At 71.1% G+C, this 19,202-nt stretch carries 16 protein-coding genes; 1 reads left to right on the plus strand and 15 read right to left on the minus strand.

The window, feature by feature from the left end; genetic code table 11:
* Nucleotides 1–144: 144 nt before the first annotated feature.
* From secG to uvrA, 13 genes are all read right to left on the minus strand, one after another.
* Nucleotides 145–387 carry a preprotein translocase subunit SecG gene (gene secG / locus ACFQ8Y_RS11565; RefSeq protein WP_380326827.1) on the minus strand — a complete coding sequence of 81 codons (243 nt, stop codon included), beginning with the start codon at nt 385–387 and terminating at the stop codon, nt 145–147.
* A 195-nt stretch (nt 388–582) separates the two neighbouring features.
* Complete coding sequence (gene tpiA, locus ACFQ8Y_RS11570; protein ID WP_430552021.1) at nt 583–1,350, minus strand: triose-phosphate isomerase; 768 nt, start codon at nt 1,348–1,350, stop codon at nt 583–585.
* A gap of 73 nt (nt 1,351–1,423) precedes the next feature.
* Complete coding sequence (locus ACFQ8Y_RS11575; protein WP_430551992.1) at nt 1,424–2,623, minus strand: phosphoglycerate kinase; 1,200 nt, start codon at nt 2,621–2,623, stop codon at nt 1,424–1,426.
* Between the two features lie 173 nt (nt 2,624–2,796).
* Complete coding sequence (gene gap, locus ACFQ8Y_RS11580; protein ID WP_429729141.1) at nt 2,797–3,801, minus strand: type I glyceraldehyde-3-phosphate dehydrogenase; 1,005 nt, start codon at nt 3,799–3,801, stop codon at nt 2,797–2,799.
* A gap of 306 nt (nt 3,802–4,107) precedes the next feature.
* Nucleotides 4,108–5,088, minus strand: coding sequence for a DNA-binding protein WhiA (whiA, locus tag ACFQ8Y_RS11585; protein WP_429729139.1), 981 nt, complete (start codon nt 5,086–5,088; stop codon nt 4,108–4,110).
* Nucleotides 5,089–5,151: 63 nt separating this feature from the next.
* On the minus strand, nt 5,152–6,084 hold the full coding sequence (yvcK, locus tag ACFQ8Y_RS11590; protein WP_430551993.1) for a uridine diphosphate-N-acetylglucosamine-binding protein YvcK: 933 nt from the start codon (nt 6,082–6,084) through the stop codon (nt 5,152–5,154).
* Nucleotides 6,085–6,116: 32 nt separating this feature from the next.
* Nucleotides 6,117–7,052: an RNase adapter RapZ gene (gene rapZ / locus ACFQ8Y_RS11595; RefSeq protein ID WP_430551994.1), complete on the minus strand. Its 936-nt coding sequence runs from the start codon at nt 7,050–7,052 to the stop codon at nt 6,117–6,119.
* Nucleotides 7,049–9,202: an excinuclease ABC subunit UvrC gene (gene uvrC / locus ACFQ8Y_RS11600; RefSeq protein WP_430585536.1), complete on the minus strand. Its 2,154-nt coding sequence runs from the start codon at nt 9,200–9,202 to the stop codon at nt 7,049–7,051. The genes rapZ and uvrC overlap by 4 nt, the downstream gene beginning before the upstream one ends.
* A gap of 60 nt (nt 9,203–9,262) precedes the next feature.
* Nucleotides 9,263–10,162, minus strand: a complete 900-nt coding sequence (locus ACFQ8Y_RS11605; RefSeq protein WP_430551996.1) for a carbohydrate ABC transporter permease — start codon at nt 10,160–10,162, stop codon at nt 9,263–9,265.
* Nucleotides 10,159–11,181 carry a carbohydrate ABC transporter permease gene (locus ACFQ8Y_RS11610; RefSeq protein WP_430551997.1) on the minus strand — a complete coding sequence of 341 codons (1,023 nt, stop codon included), beginning with the start codon at nt 11,179–11,181 and terminating at the stop codon, nt 10,159–10,161. The genes ACFQ8Y_RS11605 and ACFQ8Y_RS11610 overlap by 4 nt, the downstream gene beginning before the upstream one ends.
* Nucleotides 11,178–12,623, minus strand: coding sequence for an N-acetylglucosamine/diacetylchitobiose ABC transporter substrate-binding protein (gene ngcE / locus ACFQ8Y_RS11615; RefSeq protein ID WP_430585537.1), 1,446 nt, complete (start codon nt 12,621–12,623; stop codon nt 11,178–11,180). Before ngcE ends, ACFQ8Y_RS11610 begins: the two co-directional genes overlap by 4 nt.
* A 260-nt stretch (nt 12,624–12,883) precedes the next feature.
* Nucleotides 12,884–13,402 (minus strand): OsmC family protein, encoded by a 519-nt coding sequence (locus ACFQ8Y_RS11620; protein WP_430585538.1) that lies wholly within the window; start codon nt 13,400–13,402, stop codon nt 12,884–12,886.
* Between the two features lie 17 nt (nt 13,403–13,419).
* A complete protein-coding gene (uvrA, locus tag ACFQ8Y_RS11625) occupies nt 13,420–16,446 on the minus strand; it encodes an excinuclease ABC subunit UvrA (RefSeq protein ID WP_430552000.1) in 3,027 nt (1,008 codons plus the stop codon).
* A 143-nt stretch (nt 16,447–16,589) separates the two neighbouring features.
* Between uvrA and ACFQ8Y_RS11630 the strand changes: the two genes are divergently transcribed.
* Nucleotides 16,590–16,886 (plus strand): YciI family protein, encoded by a 297-nt coding sequence (locus ACFQ8Y_RS11630; RefSeq protein WP_430552001.1) that lies wholly within the window; start codon nt 16,590–16,592, stop codon nt 16,884–16,886.
* A gap of 59 nt (nt 16,887–16,945) precedes the next feature.
* Here ACFQ8Y_RS11630 and ACFQ8Y_RS11635 read toward each other — a convergent pair whose 3' ends face one another.
* Both ACFQ8Y_RS11635 and ACFQ8Y_RS11640 read right to left on the minus strand, forming a co-directional pair.
* Nucleotides 16,946–18,076, minus strand: coding sequence for a TerC family protein (locus ACFQ8Y_RS11635; RefSeq protein WP_430585539.1), 1,131 nt, complete (start codon nt 18,074–18,076; stop codon nt 16,946–16,948).
* The gene (locus ACFQ8Y_RS11640) at nt 18,073–19,086 is read right to left on the minus strand and encodes a TerC family protein (protein ID WP_430552003.1); all 1,014 of its coding nucleotides are present in this window, start codon (nt 19,084–19,086) and stop codon (nt 18,073–18,075) included. The genes ACFQ8Y_RS11635 and ACFQ8Y_RS11640 overlap by 4 nt, the downstream gene beginning before the upstream one ends.
* Nucleotides 19,087–19,202 lie beyond the last annotated feature (116 nt).

Here is a 19,202-nt window from a genome sequence, read left to right on the forward strand (position 1 = left end):
CCTGTCGTCCTCACCTTCGACTCAGTGGGCGTACGCCCACGGACGATCTTCGTGAACCGTGGAGCCGGGCTCGCCACCCGGCTCCGTTGCCCCCGCACCGGCCGAGCCTGAGCCCGGGCCGGTGACGGTCGCGGTCGTGCGGCCTCAGCTCACCTTCGTGATGAGGCCGAGCAGCACGATCACGACGAACCAGACGAGTGCGAAGCTCACCGTGATCCGGTTGAGGTTGCGCTCGGCGACGCCGGAGCTTCCGGCAGCGCTCGAGATCCCCCCGCCGAACATGTCGGACAGACCGCCGCCCTTGCCCTTGTGCATCAGGATGAGCAGGGTCAGGAAGGCGCTGGTGATCACCAGGAGAACCTGAAGGATGATCTGCAAAACGTCCACGGTGTCCTCGGCTGTCCTCGTTCGTCGTCCGTCCCGCGGGGCGGGCTTCTGTTCGTCACCCGACCAGGACGTCGTCCCGGCCGGGTCAAGAGTAAGTGACGGACGCCTCTCGAGGCGAACACCGATGTTTCCATCGGGTGACGATCCTCGGGAGGCGTCCGTCGGACGGGTCCGGGCCCGCCGTGGGGTGTCGCGTCAGGCGACGTGCGACTGGTAGCGCGCGATCTTCGCGAACTCGACCGGGTCGAGGCTCGCGCCACCGACGAGCGCGCCGTCGACGTCGGGCTGCGCCATGATCTGCGCGACGTTGCCCGACTTGACCGACCCGCCGTACAGCACGCGCACGCCCGCGGCGAGCTCGGCGTCGTACAGCTCCGCGAGGCGGCCGCGGATCGCACCGCAGACCTCCTGCGCGTCGTCCGGCGTCGCGACCTCGCCGGTGCCGATCGCCCAGACGGGCTCGTAGGCGATGACGACCTGCGCGGCCTGCTCCGCCGGCACGTCGGCGAGGGCGGCGTCGACCTGCGCGAGGGTGTAGGACACCTGCTCGCCGGCCTTGCGCACGTCCAGCCCCTCCCCGACGCACAGGATCGGCACGAGCCCGTGCTCGAAGGCGGCACGCACCTTGGCGTTCACGAGCGCGTCGTCCTCGGCGTGGTACTCGCGGCGCTCGGAGTGCCCGACCGCCACGTACGTGCAGCCCAGGCGGGCCAGCATCGGGCCCGAGATCTCGCCCGTGTAGGCGCCCGACGCGTGCGTCGACAGGTCCTGGGCGCCGTAGCGCACCCCGAGCTTGTCGGCGTCCACGAGGGTCTGCACGGAGCGCAGGTCGGTGAACGGCGCCAGGACGGCGACCTCCACGGCCTCGTAGTCGTGCTTCGCGTCCTTGAGCGTCCACGCGAGCTTCTGCACCGCGGCGATCGCCTCGGTGTGGTCCAGGTTCATCTTCCAGTTGCCCGCCATCAGGGGCGTGCGGGTGGTGGCCACGATGGGCTCCTCGTTCTCTCGTGCTGGGGTGGGAAGGATCGGAAGGCTGTCAGTCCGCGAGGACCGCGAGGCCCGGGAGCTCCTTGCCCTCGAGCAGCTCCAGGCTGGCGCCGCCGCCGGTGGAGATGTGGCTGAAGCCGTCCTCGTCGAAGCCGAGCGCGCGCACGGCCGCGGCCGAGTCGCCACCGCCCACGATCGAGAACGCGCCGGCCGCGGTCGCGTCGACGATGCCCTGCGCGACGGCGCGGGTGCCCGCGGCGAACGCCGCGAACTCGAACACGCCCATCGGGCCGTTCCAGACGACCGTCTTCGCGTCCGCGAGCCGCGCGGCGAACAGCGCACCGGACTCGGGGCCGATGTCGAGGCCCATCGTCCCGTCGGGGATCTGGTCGGCCGGGACGGTGCGGTGGGGCGCGTCGGCGGCGAACGAGTCGGCGGCGACGATGTCGGTCGGGAGCACGATCTCCACGCCCGACTCGGCGGCCTGGGCGAGATACCCCTTGACGGTGTCCACCTGGTCGGCCTCGAGCAGCGACGAGCCCACCGAGTGGCCCTGCGCGGCGAGGAAGGTGAAGACCATGCCGCCACCGATGAGCAGCCGGTCCGCCTTCGTCAGGAGGTTCTCGATGACGCCGAGCTTGTCGGAGACCTTCGAGCCGCCCAGGACGACGGCGTACGGGCGCTGCGGGTCGGTGGTGGCGCGCGAGAGCGCCTCGACCTCCTTGAGGACGAGGTCGCCGGCCGCGGCCGGGAGCAGCTTCGCGACGTCGTAGACCGACGCCTGCTTGCGGTGCACGACGCCGAAGCCGTCGGACACGAACGCGTCGGCCAGCGCGGCCAGCTCGCCGGCCAGCTCCTCGCGCTCCGCGTCGACCTTCGAGGTCTCGCGCGCGTCGAACCGGACGTTCTCCAGGAGCGCGACCTGGCCGTCGGCCAGGGCGGCGACGGTCTCCTGGGCCGACGGCCCGGTCACGTCGGCCGCCAGGGCCACGTCCTGGCCCAGCAGCTCACCGAGGCGCGCGGCCACGGGCGCCAGGGAGTAGGCCGGGTTCGGCTCGCCCTTGGGGCGGCCGAGGTGGGCGGTCACGACCACGCGCGCGCCGGCGTCCGTGAGGCGCTTCAGCGTGGGCAGCGCGGCCTTGATCCGGCCGTCGTCGGTGATGGTGGTGCCGTCGAGCGGCACGTTGAAGTCCGAGCGGACGAGGACGCGCTTGCCGCGCAGCTCGCCCAGGGTGTCGATGGTCTTCATGGGGCACACCTGTCCGTCAGGGCCCGGTGCGCGCGGCGCGACCCTCATGCGTCCGCACGTCCTGGGCCGGGGTGATCTGGTCCGTACATGACGACGTCCGCGTGCGCGGCCGGAGTTCGGCGCGCACGCGGACGTCGTGACTCACGCTCGAGCGGTGTCGGGCGCCGGAGTCGTCAGAGCTTCTCGCCGACGTGGACGGTCAGCGCGACGAGGGAGTTGGAGTAGCCCCACTCGTTGTCGTACCACGAGACGACCTTGACCTGGTTGCCGATCACCTTGGTCAGCTTCGAGTCGAAGATGCTCGTGTGCGGGTTGGTGACGATGTCCGACGACACGATCTCGTCGTCCACGTACTCCAGGGTGCCCTTGAGCGGGCCCTCGGCGGCGGCCTTGACCGCGGCGTTGACCTCCTCGACCGTGACCTCCTTCGGGGCCTCGAAGGTGAGGTCGGTGGCCGAACCGGTGATGACCGGGACGCGCAGGGCGTAGCCGTCGAGCTTGCCCTTCAGCTCCGGGAGCACCAGGGCGACGGCCTTGGCGGCACCCGTGGTGGTCGGCACGATGTTCTGCGCGGCGGCGCGGGCGCGGCGGAGGTCCTTGTGCGGGCCGTCCTGCAGGTTCTGGTCGCCGGTGTACGCGTGGATCGTCGTCATGAGGCCACGCTCGATGCCGATCGAGTCGTTGAGGGCCTTGGCGAGCGGCGCGAGGCAGTTCGTCGTGCACGACGCGTTGGAGATGATGTGGTGCGCGGCCGGGTCGTACTGGTCGTTGTTCACACCCATGACGAAGGTCGCGTCCTCGTTCTTCGCCGGGGCGGAGATGATGACCTTCTTGGCACCGGCGTCGATGTGCGCCTTGGCCTTGGTGGCGTCGGTGAAGAAGCCGGTGGACTCGATGACGATGTCCGCGCCCAGCTCGCCCCAGGGGAGGTTCGCGGGGTCGCGCTCCGCGAGCGCACGGATCTTCTGGCCGTCGACGATGATGTTCTCGTCGTCGAAGTCGACCGACTTCGGGAAGCGGCCGAGCACCGTGTCGTACTTGAGCAGGTGGGCCAGAGTCTTGTTGTCGGTCAGGTCGTTGACGCCGACGACCTCGATGTCCGCACCCGACTCCACGAGAGCGCGGTAGAAGTTCCGTCCGATCCGACCGAAGCCGTTGATCCCGACGCGGATGGTCACGATTGCCCTCCTCAGGGCGCGCCGGTGAGATCCCGGCGCACACGGTTGATGCCGACTTCCGCACGCCGCGAGGGGCGTGCTGATGATTCACGTCGTGACCCCGGAACCACCCGACGTTCTTCCACCGGGCGGTCAGCCTCGGGTCACGTCGTCGTCACCTGACGGAATGAGCCTATACCCGAACGGGCCGTGCCGCTGACCCTCGACGGCACCGTGAGACATGTGGTCTGACCATATGGACAGGACCCGGGCCAGAGCCGGCCGACGCGCGTCGCGAGGCCTGTCCGCCCGGGCGGCCGGACGCCGTCAGAGGTCGAGGAGCTCCGGGCTCAGGCCGGACTCGGTGTCCGGGATCCCGACCTCGAGCGCCCGCTTGTCCGCCGTCGACAGGAGCCGCCGGATCCGGCCCGCGACGGCGTCCTTGGACAGCGGCGGGTCCGCCAGCTGCCCCAGCTCCTCCAGGGAGGCCTGCTTGTGCGCCAGGCGCAGCTCCCCCGCCTGGCGCAGGTGCTCGGGCACGTCCTCGCCCAGGATCTCGAAGGCGCGCTGCACCCGGGCGCCGGCCGCCACGGCGGCCCGCGCCGACCGCCGCAGGTTCGCGTCGTCGAAGTTCGCGAGCCGGTTGGCCGTGCCGCGCACCTCGCGCCGCGCACGCCGCTCCTCCCAGATCTCGCGGGTGCGGACGGCACCCATGCGCCGCAGGATCTCCCCGATCGCCTCGCCGTCGCGGACCACGACGCGGTCCACGCCCCGCACCTCCCGGGACTTCGCCTGCACGCCCAGGCGCCGCGCGGCGCCGACCAGCGCGAGCGCCGCCTCGGGCCCGGGGCACGTGACCTCCAGCGCCATCGACCGGCCGGGCTCCGTCAGCGACCCGTGCGCGAGGAACGCACCCCGCCACACCGCCTCGGCCTCCGCGACGCCCGCCGACACGACCTCCGGGGCCAGGCCGCGCACCGGCCGCCCCCGGGAGTCCAGCAGGCCCGTCTGGCGGGCGAGCGACTCGCCGTCGCGCACCACCCGCACCACGTACCGGTTGTTCTTGCGCAGACCCCCGGCCTGCACCACGATCAGGTCGCTCGTGTGCCCGTAGAGCTCCGTGATCGACTGCCGCAGCCGCGCCGCGGCCGCCTCGTCGTCGAGCTCCGCCTCGATCACCACGCGGCCCGAGATGATGTGCAGCCCGCCGGAGAACCGCAGCGTCGCCGAGACCTCGGCCTTGCGGCACGACGTCCGGGTCACCTTGATCCGCGCGAGCTCGTCCTTCACCTCTGCCGTCAGCGCCATGGCGTCATCCTGCCACGCGAGGCAAGCACCCCGAGCCGTCGGCAGCGTGCCGCCGGGCAGCGGTCACACGTCCCCGTAGACGCCCTCGAACACGTCCCGGTAGGCCGCCGCGAGGCGCAGCGGGTCGTGGCGTGCCGTCCCGTCGCCGCGACGCACCTGGCGCATGAGGAGCCGGGCGCCCACGGCCTGGGCGGCGTCGGCGAGCTCGTCCACGTCCTCCACGGCCGACGGGTCGGCCAGCACCGCGTCGACGCGCAGTCCCGGCGCGTGCCGGTACAGCGCCTCGAGATGGTCGGTCGCGGTCAGCCCCTGGGTCTCGCCGCGCTCGGCGGCCAGGTTGAGCGTCACGCACACGCGCGCGTCGGTCTCGTGCAGAGCCTTCGCGAGCTCCGGCACCAGCAGGTGCACGAGCACCGACGAGTACCAGGATCCCGGGCCCAGGACGACCCAGTCCGCGGTGCGGACCGCCTCCACAGCCTCCGGGCACGCCGGCGGGTCCGCCGGCACCAGCCGCAGCTGCTCGATCCGGCCCTCGGACACGGCGACGCGGCTCTGCCCGACGACGGTGTCGAGGGTCGCCACGCCGTCGCGACGCACGTCCGCCTCGACCACGAGGGGCACCGACGCCATGGGCAGCACGCGACCCCGCGCGCCGAGCAGCCGGCCGACCCAGTCGAGCCCCGTCACCGTGTCGCCGAGCAGCTCCCACAGCGCGACGATCAGGAGGTTGCCCATGGCGTGCTTGTCCAGGCTGCCGCCCGAGACGAACCGGTGCTGCAGCAGGTCGCTCCAGGTGCGGCCCCACTCGGAGTCGTCGCACAGCGCCGCGAGCGCCATCCGGAGGTCGCCGGGCGGCAGCACGTCGAGCTCGTCACGGAGGCGGCCCGACGACCCGCCGTCGTCCGCGACCGTCACGACGGCGGTCAGCCGGTCGGACATCAGGCGCAGCGCGGACAGGCTGGCGAACAGGCCGTGCCCTCCCCCGAGCGCCGTCACCGCCGGCGCCCCCGGGCTCCCGACCGGCGCCGTCACTCCTTCCCCAGGTCGCGCGCCGTGAGGGAGACCCGCTGGCCCGCGTCCCGCAGCCGCTGGGCGATCTCGCCCGCGATCGCGACCGAGCGGTGCTTGCCCCCCGTGCACCCGACGGCGATCGTCACGTACCGCTTCTCCTCGGCCAGGTAGCCGGCAAGGACCGGCTCGAGCGCCGCCACGTACCGGTCCACGAACTCCTGCGCCCCGGGCCGGGCGAGCACGTACTCCCGCACCGGGGCGTCGCGCCCCGTGAGGTGACGCAGCTCGGTGATCCAGTACGGGTTCGCCAGGAAGCGCACGTCCACGACGTGGTCGGCGTCGAGCGGGATGCCGTACTTGAAGCCGAAGGCGAGCACGTTCACGCGCAGCGCGTCGGGCGCGCCGTCCGCGACGGCGGCGCGCACCTCGCGCGCGAGGTCGTGCACCGACAGCTCCGACGTGTCGATGACGACGTCGGCGCGCTCGGCGATCGACGCGAGCGCACGACGCTCCTCGCCGATGCCGTCGAGGATCCGGCCCTCGCCCTGCAGGGGGTGCGGGCGGCGGACGCTCTCGTAGCGCCGCACCAGGGTCTCGTCGCGCGCGTCCAGGAACAGGATCCTGTAGTTCACCCCGGCGTCGCGCAGGTGCTGCAGCACCCGGGTGAGCTCGGCGAAGTACTCCCGCCCGCGCACGTCGACCACGACCGCCAGCCGCTCCACGGAGGAGCCGGCCCGGGTCATGAGGTCGACGAGCGGCACGATCATCATCGGCGGCAGGTTGTCGACCACGAACCAGTCGAGGTCCTCGAGGACGCCCGCGGCACGCGAGCGCCCGGCGCCCGACATGCCGGTGATGATCAGGACCTCGGTCTCGGCCTGCTCCGGAGCCGGGGTCGTGGCCTCGATCTCGGGGATGCCCTGCGGGACGGTGATGGGGTCCGGCTCGCTCATGCGCCCAGCATGCCAGGACCCGCACCGTCGTGGCTGGTCGGCGCGCTGCCGGCGCCGGTCGGCACGTCCGCCGAGGTCGCCCCGGACGCCGCGTCGGGTGCGCCGCCGTCCCTGCCGAGGGCGGCGACCACCGCCTCCGCCGTGCGCCTGCCCACCCCCCGCACCGCGGCGATCTCGTCGACGCTGGCCGCGCGCAGCTTCTTCACCGACCCGAACGTGGTCAGCAGCGCCTTGCGACGGGTGGGCCCGAGGCCGGGCACGTCGTCCAGGGCCGACGTGATCATGCCCTTGCTCCGACGCCGCCGGTGCTGCGTGATGGCGAACCGGTGGGCCTCGTCGCGCACGCGCTGCAGCAGGTAGAGGCCCTCCGAGGAGCGCTGCAGGATCACCGGGTAGTCCTCGCCGGGCACCCAGACCTCCTCGAGCCGCTTCGCGAGCCCGCAGAGCGCGACGTCGGTGACGCCCAGCTCGTCGAGGGCGCGCTGCGCCGCCGCCACCTGCGGCGGCCCGCCGTCGACGACCACGAGGTTCGGCGGGTACGCGAACCGCTTGCGCTCCCCCGGCTCCTCGGCGGGCACCTCGCCCGAGCGCGGACGGGCGGGGACCCGTGCGGACGCCATCGCACCGTCGCGGTCGTCGTCGCTGTCGTCGAGCTCCACGTCGCCCGACGCCAGCCGGTCGGCCAGGTATCGCCGGAACCGGCGCGTGATCACCTCGTGCATGGCCGCCGTGTCGTCCCGTGCCCCGTCGCCCTCGGGCCCGCGGACCGAGAAGGTGCGGTACTCGCTCTTGCGCGGCAGACCGTCCTCGAACACCACCATCGACGCCGACTGGTACGTGCCCTGCGTGTGGGAGATGTCGTAGCACTCGATGCGCAGCGGCGCCGACTCCAGCCCCAGCGCCTCCTGGATCTCCCGGAGCGCCTGGCTCCGGGTGGTGAGGTCGCCCGCACGGCGGGTCCGGTGCAGGGTCAGGGCGTGCTCCGCGTTCGCCCTCACGGTGGCGGCGAGCTCGCGCTTGTCGCCACGCTGCGGCACCCGCAGCTCCACCCGGGCTCCGCGCAGGCCGGTCAGCCACGCCGTCATCTGCTCCGGGTCCGGTGGCAGCACCGGGACCAGCACCTCCCGCGGGACGGCGTCGCGCGTCTCGCGCCGGGACGCGGCGCGGCCCTCGGAGTCGAGGTCCGCCACCTCCGCCGCCGCGCGCGCGTCCTCGACCGCGCCGTACACCTGCTGCAGCAGGTGCTCGACGAGCTCCGCGTCCGTGACGTCCTCGACCTTCTCCACCACCCAGCCGCGCTGCCCGCGGATGCGCCCGCCGCGCACGTGGAACACCTGGACGGCGGCCTCGAGCTCGTCCCCCGCCAGGGCGAAGATGTCGGCGTCGGTCGCGTCCGGGAGCACGACGGCGTTCTTCTCCGTGGCGCGGCGCAGCGCCTGGATGTCGTCGCGCAGCCGGGCCGCCTGCTCGTACTCCATGGACGCGGCGGCCTCGTTCATGCGTGCGGTGAGGCGCCGCTCGAACCGCTGGGTGTCGCCGGCCATGAAGTCGCAGAAGTCCTGCGCCAGCTGCTTGTGGTCGTCGACGGTGATGCGCCCGACGCAGGGCGCCGAGCACTTGTCGATGTACCCGAGCAGGCACGGTCGGCCGGTCTGGTGCGCTCGGCGGTAGACGCCCGCGGAGCAGGTGCGGATCGGGAAGACCCGCAGCAGGAGGTCGAGGGTCTCGCGGATCGCCCAGGCGTGGCCGTACGGTCCGAAGTAGCGCGTGCCGGGGCGCTTGGCGCCGCGCATCACCTGGGCGCGGGGCACCTCCTCCCCCATGGTCACCGCGAGGAACGGGTACGACTTGTCGTCGCGGTACTTCACGTTGAACCGCGGGTCGTACTCCTTGATCCACGAGTACTCGAGCGCCAGGGCCTCGACCTCGGTGCCCACCACCGTCCACTCGACCGACGCCGCCGTGGTCACCATGCTCTGCGTGCGGTGGTGCAGGTGGGCGACGTCCTGGAAGTAGCTCGACAGCCGCGCCCGCAGGTTCTTCGCCTTGCCCACGTAGATCACGCGGCCGTGCGCGTCGCGGAACCGGTAGACGCCGGGCGACGTGGGGATCTCCCCCGGCTTCGGGCGATAGGTCGCTGGGTCGGCCATGCCGTCAGCCTAGGTCAGGCCACCGACGCCCCGGCGTCGCGACCGGCGGCCCGGAGCCGGCTACTTCATCGTGCCCGCCGAGACCGACCCCTGGAGCTGTCGCTGGAAGATCAGGTACGCGATGAGCACCGGCACGATCGTCACCACCACCGCCGCGAACATCGCGCCGAAGTCCACGGCGTACCCCGCCGACGACACGAACGCGGCCAGCCGTTGGGACAAGACGTAGTTCTGCTGCTCGGGGTTCAGCGCGATCGGGAGGATGAACTGGTTCCACAGTCCCAGGAAGTTGAAGATCGCCACCGACGCCATGCCCGGCCGCGCCATGGGCATCATCACCTGGAAGAAGGTCCGCCAGTGCCCCGCGCCGTCGATCGCCGCCGCCTCGGCGATGTCGTCCGGCAGGCCTCGGAAGAACGCGTAGAGGAAGAACACCGTGAAGGGCAGCGCGAACGCCACGTACACGACGATCAGCCCTGGCAGCGTGCCGAGCAGGCCGGCGTTCTGGAGCACGAAGAACAGCGGGACGATCGCGAGGAAGACCGGGAACGTCAGGCCCGCCAGCATGAGGTAGTAGATCGCCCGTCGCCCGGGGAACTCGAAGCGGGCGAGCACGTAGGCGCACATCGCCCCGAGGAGCATGACGAGCACCAGGGCGGTCCCGACCACGATGATGGTGTTCACGAAGGCTCGGCCGATCTGGGCGTCGACCCACGCGTTCTCGTAGTTCGTGAACGACCAGTTCGCCGGCAACGAGAACGGCGAGGCGAAGATCTCCGCGCTCGTCTTGAAGGATCCGATGAACACCCAGATCATCGGCGCGATGACGAGGATGCACCAGATCACGAGGACGGTGTGGGAGACCCCGGCCGCGAGACGGTCGCCGCCGGCCGCGTGGGCGGCCCGGGACCGCGGGACGGCGCGAGCCGTGCGCGGCATCGCCTGGGCGTGGGCGGTCATCCTCGGCCCCTCTCGCTGCGCCCGCCGGCGAGGCGGTTCACGGTGAACACCAGCGCGGCGAACACCAGGGTCACGATCGCCATCGCCACGCCCATCGCGCTGGCGTAGCCGAACTTCCCCTCCGTGAACGCCGTGCGGAACAGCTGCTGGGACATCACGAGCGTCGAGTTGTCCGGGCCGCCCTGGGGGTTGAGCGCCTGCACGTACACGAAGAGGTCGAGCGCGATGATCCCGAGGTAGATGTAGGCGGTCTGCACGTTGTCCCGGATGAGCGGCAGGGTGATGGACCACGACGTGCGCCACCGTCCGGCGCCGTCGATCCGCGACGCCTCGTAGATCTCCGACGGCACGCCCTTGATCGCCGCGATGAACAGCAGCATGTAGAAGCCGACGAACCCCCACACGACGACGAACATCGTCACCGGCATCGCGGTGCCCACGTTCCCCAACCAGGCGAACGACTGGAAGCGGTCCAGCCCGAGCCCCGTGAGGACGCCGTTGACGAGCCCGTTGCTCGGGTCGAGGATCAGGCGCCACATGATGCCGACGGCGATGGCCGGGATCACGTAGGGGAAGAGGGAGACCACGCGGTAGAAGCCCGCGGCGCGGACGCCGCGCACCTGTCCCTTGCCCGACCCGCCGACCGTGATGAGGATCGCGAACGTCAGGGCGATGGCGATGGTGATGAGCGGGATGAACAGGCCGAACATCACGCTGTTGCCGACGGCGTTGACGAACCGCGGGTCCTGCAGCAGCGTCGTGAAGTTGGCCATACCGACGACGTCGAACTGGGTGGAGAAGCCCGACCAGTTGGTGAGGGCGTAGAACGCGGCCTGCACGAACGGCCAGATCACGAAGACGAGGAACAGGGCGAGCGGCAGACCGAGGCAGACGACGAAGAAGCTCACGGTGTCGAACGACCACCCACCGGCCCGCCGCCGGCGGGGCCCGTTGCCGGGCCCCGCGGCGGCCCCCTCGCCGGTGGGCAGGATCTGCCCGGCGCCAGGGATGGCGGTCATGACACCTCGATCTTGTCGATCGTGTCGTCGTTCGCGATGCGGTCCGTGATCGCCTGCAGCTCCTTGGTCAGGTCGGCGACCGACTTCTTGCCGTCGAGGAAGGAGTTCCAGATCGGGAGCTGCTCCTGGTTCATGCCGTACGTGTTGACGAAGTTGAACGTGAAGATGTCGGTCCCGGCCGCGCTGAGCATCTCGGTCTGCGACACCAGCGCCGTCGACCCGAACCCGTCGGCGGGGACGATGTCCTTCACGATCGTCGGGGCCAGCTTCGTCTTGGAGAAGTTGGTGGCCGCCTCCTTCGAGAGCATGACGCGCAGCAGCTCCTTGCCGCCCGCGACGCTCTTCGCCTGCGACGGCACGATGAACGGCTCGCCGGCGGTCGAGTGCAGCGCGGTGGCCGGCATGGCCGGGCTCGCCGTGACAGAGAAGCTCGGGACGCCCTTCATCTGGAAGTCCGACGCCGTCTGGTCCTTCATCTCGTTCTCGATCCAGGAGCCCGACGGGTAGAGCAGCGCCTCCTGCTTGTTGCTCCACTGCGCCTGCGCGGCCGTGAACTGCGTCCCCGACCCGCCGGGCTTGAAGTACCCGGCGTCGATGATCTCCTTCATGATCGTGAAGGTCGCCTGGAGCGCGTCGTTCGACCAGCAGTCGGGCTCCAGGTTCTCGAGCGACAGCCGGACCTCGTCCCCACCCTCCTTGATGGCCGACTCGATCGCGAGCGTCTGGTAGTAGGTCGCGGCCTCGGTGCCCCACAGGAACAGGTACTTGCCGGCCTTCTTCGCCTCCGCGCCGAGTGCCTTGGCCTCCTCCCAGGTCGCGGGCGGGGTCCACCCGTTCTTCTCGAACAGGCTGCCCGAGTACCAGACGCCGTAGACGGTGAGCACGTAGTTGAGGGCCGCGAACTTGTCACCGTAGGTCCCCGGCGCGAGGACGCCCTCGTAGAGGGTCTCCCGGATGGTCGTGCCCTCGACGTTGGGCGCGTCGATGATGTCCGTGAGGTCCTCGAGCTGGTCGAGGATCGTGTTGAACCCGATCGACTGGGCGCCGGAGTTGTCCACCAGGTCGGGCGGGTTGCCGCCGACGAACCGTGGCTGCAGCTCCGTGGCGATCTGCGTCGAGGGCGAGACCTTCACGGTCGAGCCGGCGTGCAACCCGGCGAGGACCGTGCCGGCGAACTCCACGTAGTCGACGCCGTAGCCGCCGTCGAAGATCACCGCGTCGACCGTGGTGTTCTCGGCCATGCCGAACGGGTTCTTCGCGTCCTGCTCGCCGCCGGGTGCGGCGCTGGTGGTCTCCTCGCCGCCTCCCCCACCCGTGGCGCACGCCGCGAGGGGGAGGCCGAACGGGACGGCGGCGGCCGTGTACATCACGGCACGGAGCACCGACCGACGGGAGGGCTGGGGGGTGATGTTGCTCTGGTCAGTGGTGAGGTTGTTGGTCATCGTCGTTGATGCCCTTCGTGTCAGGGTGCGTCGCTGGACGCCCCGTCAACCGTGCTGCCTGCCCGCTCGGGCCCTGCGCCGACCTCCTCGTCTCGCGCCACGGTGAGCCGTTGCGGCGGGTTCCGCACCGCTCACGGAAATATCTCCCATCCACCACGGGGATGGAGTGGAAAATATTCACGCGCGGACGCCACGTCAACAGCCGACACGACAGTGTGACCGGACTGGTATAGATCACCCGCTCGGGTCGGGGCGGCCCCTTACGGAGCCGGCGCCGCGAGCCGCACCGGCGCGGGCTCCACGAGAACCGCGAAGTTGACCGACCGAGCGATGAAGCACAGGGCGTGCGCGCGGTGGTGCAGCGCCGCCACCGCCTCGTCCGTCGCCTGCGGCCCCGCGTCGACGGTCACCCTCGGCCGCAGCGTGACGTCCGTGAACTGCCCCTCGCCCCGGGACTCCACGCGCATCGTGCCGGTCGTCTCGTCCACGTACTCACGGACCACGAGGCCGTGCTCGGCGGCCAGGTGCAGGAACCACAGCATGTGGCACTGCGCGAGGCTCGCGACGAACAGCTCCTCCGGGTTGTACCGCGCCGGGTCGCCCCGGAACGCCGGGTCGGCGCTGCCCGGAAGCGGCGGCTTGCCCGCGACGAGCACCGTGTGGTCCCGGGAGTACGACGTGTAGGACGTCGTCCCCGGCCCGTCACCGGGGGCAGCAGCACCGCCCTCGGCAGCATCGGGCCAGGCGACGGTCACGGCGTAGTTGTGGTGCGCACCCATGGCCACACGCTAGGGCGTCAGGCGGCGCTGCGCTTACCGGGACGCTTCGTCGTGGACTTCCCCGTCGCCTTCGTCTTCCCGGAGCCCTTCGCCGCCCCCTGGGCGGTGGCCTTCGCCGAGCCGCGGGCCCGCGGCGCCGACGAGGTCGACGTCGCGGCGGCGGACCTCGCCCGGCCGGCCGGGGCCGCCACCGGCACGGCCGGGTGCGCCTGGAGGATCGGCGCGAGGAACCGACCCGTGTGGCTGGCCTCGACCCGCACGACCTCCTCAGGAGTCCCTTCCGCCACGACCGTCCCGCCGCCCGAGCCACCCTCCGGCCCCATGTCGACGATCCAGTCGGCGCTCTTGATGACGTCGAGGTTGTGCTCGATGACGAGGACGGTGTTGCCCTTCTCCACCAGCGACTGCAGCACGCCGAGCAGCTTGCGGATGTCCTCGAAGTGCAGGCCCGTGGTCGGCTCGTCCAGCACGTAGATCGTGCGGCCCGTGGAGCGCTTCTGCAGCTCGCTCGCGAGCTTGACCCGCTGCGCCTCACCGCCCGAGAGCGTCGGCGCCGGCTGCCCGAGGCGGACGTATCCGAGGCCCACCTCGACCAGCGTGGTGAGGTAGCGCGAGATCGCGGGGAACGCCGCGAAGAACTCCGCGGCCTCCTCGATCGGCATGTCCAGCACGTCCGCGACCGTCTTGCCCTTGAAGTGCACCTCGAGGGTCTCGCGGTTGTACCGCGCGCCGTGGCACACCTCGCACGGCACGTAGACGTCGGGCAGGAAGTTCATCTCGATCTTCAGCGTGCCGTCGCCCGCGCACGCCTCGCACCGGCCGCCCTTGACGTTGAAGGAGAAGCGACCCGGCCCGTAGCCGCGGACCTTCGCCTCCTCCGTCTCCGCGAAGATCTTGCGGATCCGGTCCCACACGCCGGTGTAGGTGGCCGGGTTGGACCGCGGCGTGCGCCCGATCGGGCCCTGGTCGACGTGCACCACCTTGTCGAGCTGGTCCACGCCCGTGACCCGGGTGTGGCGGCCCGCCACCTGGCGCGCGCCGTTGAGCTCGTTGGCGAGCACGGTGTGCAGGATCGAGTTGACGAGCGTCGACTTGCCCGACCCCGAGACGCCGGTGACCGCCGTGAGCACCCCGAGCGGGAACGACACGTCGATCCCCCGCAGGTTGTTCTCCCGGGCACCGACGACCGTGACCTTCCGGCCGGGGTCGGTCGCGCGGCGCTCCGCCGGCAGCGCGATGCTGCGCCGGCCGGAGAGGTAGGCGCCGGTCATCGAGCCCTCGGCCTCGAGGAGCCCGGCGTAGTCGCCCGAGTGCACCACGCGGCCGCCGTGCTCGCCCGCGCCCGGGCCGACGTCGACGATCCAGTCGGCCGCGCGGATGGTGTCCTCGTCGTGCTCGACGACGATCAGCGTGTTCCCGAGGTCCCGCAGGCGGGTCAGCGTCTCGATGAGGCGGTGGTTGTCGCGCTGGTGCAGGCCGATCGACGGCTCGTCGAGCACGTACAGCACGCCGACCAGGCCGGAGCCGATCTGGGTCGCGAGCCGGATGCGCTGGGCCTCCCCACCCGACAGGGTGCCCGCCGGGCGCTCGAGCGACAGGTAGTGCAGGCCCACGTCGACGAGGAAGCCGAGCCGGGCGTGGATCTCCTTGAGCACCTCGGCCGCGATGGCACGCTCGCGCTCGCCCAGCTCGAGCCCGTCGAGGAAGTGCTTGGCCTGGTCGATCGGCAGCCGGCACACGTCCCAGATCGACTTGCCCCCCACCGTGACCGCGAGGACCTCGGGCTTGAGCCGCGCCCCCGAGCACACGGGGCACGGCACCTCCCGCATGTACGCCTCGTACTTCTCCTTCGACCAGTCGGACTCGGTCTCCCGGTGCCGCCGCTCCAGGAAGGTCACCGCGCCCTCGAAGCCCGTGGAGTACTGCCGTTCGCGGCCCCACCGGTTCTTGTACCGCACGTGCACCTGGTGGTTGCGGCCGAACAGGATCGCGTCGCGGGCGCGCTGCGGCAGGGCGCGCCACGGCACGTCCATGGAGAAGCTCATCTCCTCCGCCAGGGCGGTGAGCACCCGCTCGAAGTATTCGGACGACGTCTGCGCCCACGGCACGACGGCGCCGTCGCGCAGGGTCCTCTCCTCGTCCGGGACGACGAGGTCGGCGTCCACCTCGAGGCGGAAGCCGATGCCGGTGCACTCCGGGCACGCGCCGTACGGCGCGTTGAAGGAGAAGGTCCGCGGCTCGATCTCGTCGAGCGCGAGCGGGTGGTCGTTGGGGCACGCCCGCTTCTCCGAGAACTTGCGCACCCGGTCGAGGTCGTCGATGTCGGCGTCGACGAGCTCTACCATGACGAGGCCGCCCGCGAGCCGCAGCGCGGTCTCCACCGAGTCCGTCAGGCGACGCTGGACGCCGTCCCGTGAGACGAGGCGGTCCACGACGACCTCGATGTCGTGCTTGAGCTTCTTCTCGAGCGTGGGCGGGCTGGTCAGCTGCACCACCTCGCCGTCGACCCGCGCGCGGGCGAAGCCCTGCGTCTGCAGCTCGGCGAACAGGTCGGCGTACTCGCCCTTGCGCCCCCGCACGACGGGCGCGAGCACCTGGTAGCGCGTGCCCTCCGGCAGCTCGAGGAGCTTGTCGACGATCTGCTGCGGCGTCTGCGAACGCACCGGTTCCCCGCACACGGGGCAGTGCTGCGTCCCCGCGCGGGCGAACAGCAGGCGCAGGTAGTCGTAGACCTCGGTGATCGTTCCGACCGTCGACCGGGGGTTGCGGTTGGTCGACTTCTGGTCGATCGACACCGCGGGCGAGAGGCCCTCGATGAAGTCGACGTCGGGCTTGTCCATCTGCCCGAGGAACTGGCGCGCGTACGCGGAGAGCGACTCCACGTAGCGTCGCTGCCCCTCGGCGAAGATCGTGTCGAACGCCAGGGAGGACTTCCCCGAGCCGGACAGGCCGGTGAAGACGATCAGCTCGTCGCGCGGGAGGTCGAGCTCGATGTTGCGCAGATTGTGCTCGCGGGCGCCGGAGATGACGAGGCGGTTGCTCACCCGGGCATCCTACGTCGGAGCGCCGACATTCGTACAGGCGTTCTATGCGGTTTCCGGTGCCTGACCGGTCACACCCGGACGTCCTCCCTGACCCCGCCTGGACGCCCACCGCCCGCACCGGCCCGGGGTGCTTGGATACGGCCATGTCCGTCTACGCCGTCACGTACGTCTACGTCACCGACCCCGACCGCCTCGCGGAGGTCCGGCCCGAGCACCGGGCGTTCCTCCGCGGCCTGCACGAGAGCGGCGCGCTCCGCGTGTCCGGCCCGCTGCCCGCCACGCCCGACGGCGAGCCCGGCGGCGCGCTCCTGGTCGTCGAGGCTGCCGACGCGACCGGGGCGCTCGAACTGCTCGCGGCCGACCCCATGCGCCGCGAAGGACTGGTCGCGCACCGCGCGGCACGTGAGTTCGTCCCGGTGATCGGCGGCTTCGCCGCTTGACGCCCGTCGACGACCGCGGGCCCCGGACGGCGTACCGTCCGGGGCCCGCGCTCGTGTCGTCAGCGCCCCGTGGCCTCCGGCCCCGGTGAGGCGGACGAGGAGGCGGACGAAGAGGCGGACGAGGAGCTGGACTCCGGCTCCGCGTCCTGCGTCACCGGCGTCGACGACGGCTCCGGGCCGGTCGCGTCCGTCGGGGCCGTCTCCTTCGCGGCCACCGCGGCCGTGCGCCGCGTCTTCGCCAGGCTCGCGACGGTGGCGATCGCGATCGAGCCGAGGATCACGGTCAGGGACAGCCAGATCGGGATCTCGGGCGCCCAGGCGACGTGCTCGCCCCCGTTGATGAACGGGAGCGTGTTGGTGTGCAGCGCCTCGAGGATGAGCTTGACGCCGATGAACCCGAGGATGACGGCCAGGGCGATCGGCAGGTACACCAGCCGCTCGAGCAGGCCGCCGAGCAGGAAGTACAGCTGCCGCAGCCCCATGAGGGCGAAGATGTTCGCGGTGAAGACGATGAAGGGGTCCTTCGTCAGCCCGAAGATCGCCGGGATCGAGTCGAGCGCGAACAGCAGGTCCGTCGAGCCGATCGCCACGAACACGACGAGCATCGGGGTGAACAGCTTCTTGCCGTCGACCACCGTGCGCACCTTGGCGCCGTCGTACTCCTTGCTCACCGGCAGCACGCGGCGCAGGAGGCGGATCGCGACGTTCTCCTTGAACTCCTCCTCGTCGTCACCGCCCGCCACCAGCTTCACGGCCGTGTAGATGAGGAACGCGCCGAAGAGGTAGAACACCCACACGAACTGCTCGAGGATCGCCGCACCGGCGAGGATGAACGCGCCGCGCAGCACCAGCGCGATGATGATGCCGACCATCAGCACCATCTGCTGGTGCTGCTTCGGCACCGCGAACCGCGACATGATGATCACGAAGACGAACAGGTTGTCCACGCTCAGGGAGTACTCGGTGAGCCAGCCGGCGTAGAACTCCCCGGCAGGGGCGGAGCCGCCCACGGCGAGCACGACCAGTCCGAACACCAGCGCCAGGGCCACGTAGAAGCCGACCCACAGGCCGCTCTCCTTCATGCTCGGCACGTGGGGGCGCCTGCCGACGATCGCGAGGTCGACGGCGAGCAGGACGATCAGCGCCGCGAGCGACGCCCACTCGAACCAGATCGGCAGCTCGTGGATCATGCATCTCCTTCGGAGGACGGGGCCACGACCGCGCGGGCCCGACGGTCGCGCCGGTCACGGGCGAGCGAGGCGATCGTCGTGACGGCGAGCACCACCACGATGAAGCCCAGCGACAGGGTGGTCGGGATCTCGGGGATGGCCTCGACGTGCTCACCGCCGTTGACGAACGGCAGCTCGTTGGTGTGCAGCGCGTGGATCACCAGCTTGACACCGATGAAGCCGAGGATCGCCGCCAGCCCGTAGTTGAGGTAGACGAGCCGGTCGAGCAGCCCGTCCACGAGGAAGTAGAGCTGGCGCAGGCCGAGCAGCGAGAACGCGTTGGCCGCGAACACCAGGTACGTCTCCTGGGTGAGGCCGAAGATCGCGGGGATCGAGTCCACCGCGAACAGGAGGTCGGCGCTGCCGATCGCGACCATCACGATGAGCATCGGCGTGATGAACCGCTTGCCGTCGATCTTCGTGGTCATCCGGTCGCCGACGTAGGAGTCGGTCGTGGGGAACACCCGGCGCGTCAGGCGCAGCAGGCCGTTCTCGTTCCACTCCTCGTCGTGGCCCGTGCCCGAGCGCGCCTGGGCGATCGCGGTCCAGATGAGGAAGGCGCCGAAGATGTAGAACACCCAGGCGAAGTTCGCGATGATCGCGGCGCCGGCGATGATGAACACCGTGCGCAGCACCAGCGCGATCGTGATGCCGATGAGGAGCACCCGCTGCTGGTACTCCCGGGGCACCCGGAAGCTCGTCATGATCAGGACGAAGACGAACAGGTTGTCGACGCTGAGCGACTTCTCGGTGATGTACCCGGCGAAGTACTCGCCGCCGTACGTCCCGCCCCACACGATCCACACGATCACGCCGAACACGACCGCGACCGCGACATAGGCCAGGGACCACGTGGCCGACTCGCGCAGGGTGGGGGCGTGGGGGGTGCGCACGTGGCCGACGTAGTCGACCGCGAGCATGGCGAGGATCACGCCGACGGTGACGATCCAGACCCAGACGGGCACATCCATGGAAACTCCTCCGGTACGTAGCACTGAGCACCGGAGGTCTTCCCCACCCGGAGCGGCTGCGAGCCTGACGTCCGGGCCGACGAGGCCGGTCCGGCATCCGTGCCGGACGTGATGAC

This window comes from Isoptericola sp. NPDC056605 (assembly GCF_042792795.1).
In the GTDB taxonomy this organism is placed as follows: domain Bacteria; phylum Actinomycetota; class Actinomycetes; order Actinomycetales; family Cellulomonadaceae; genus Isoptericola.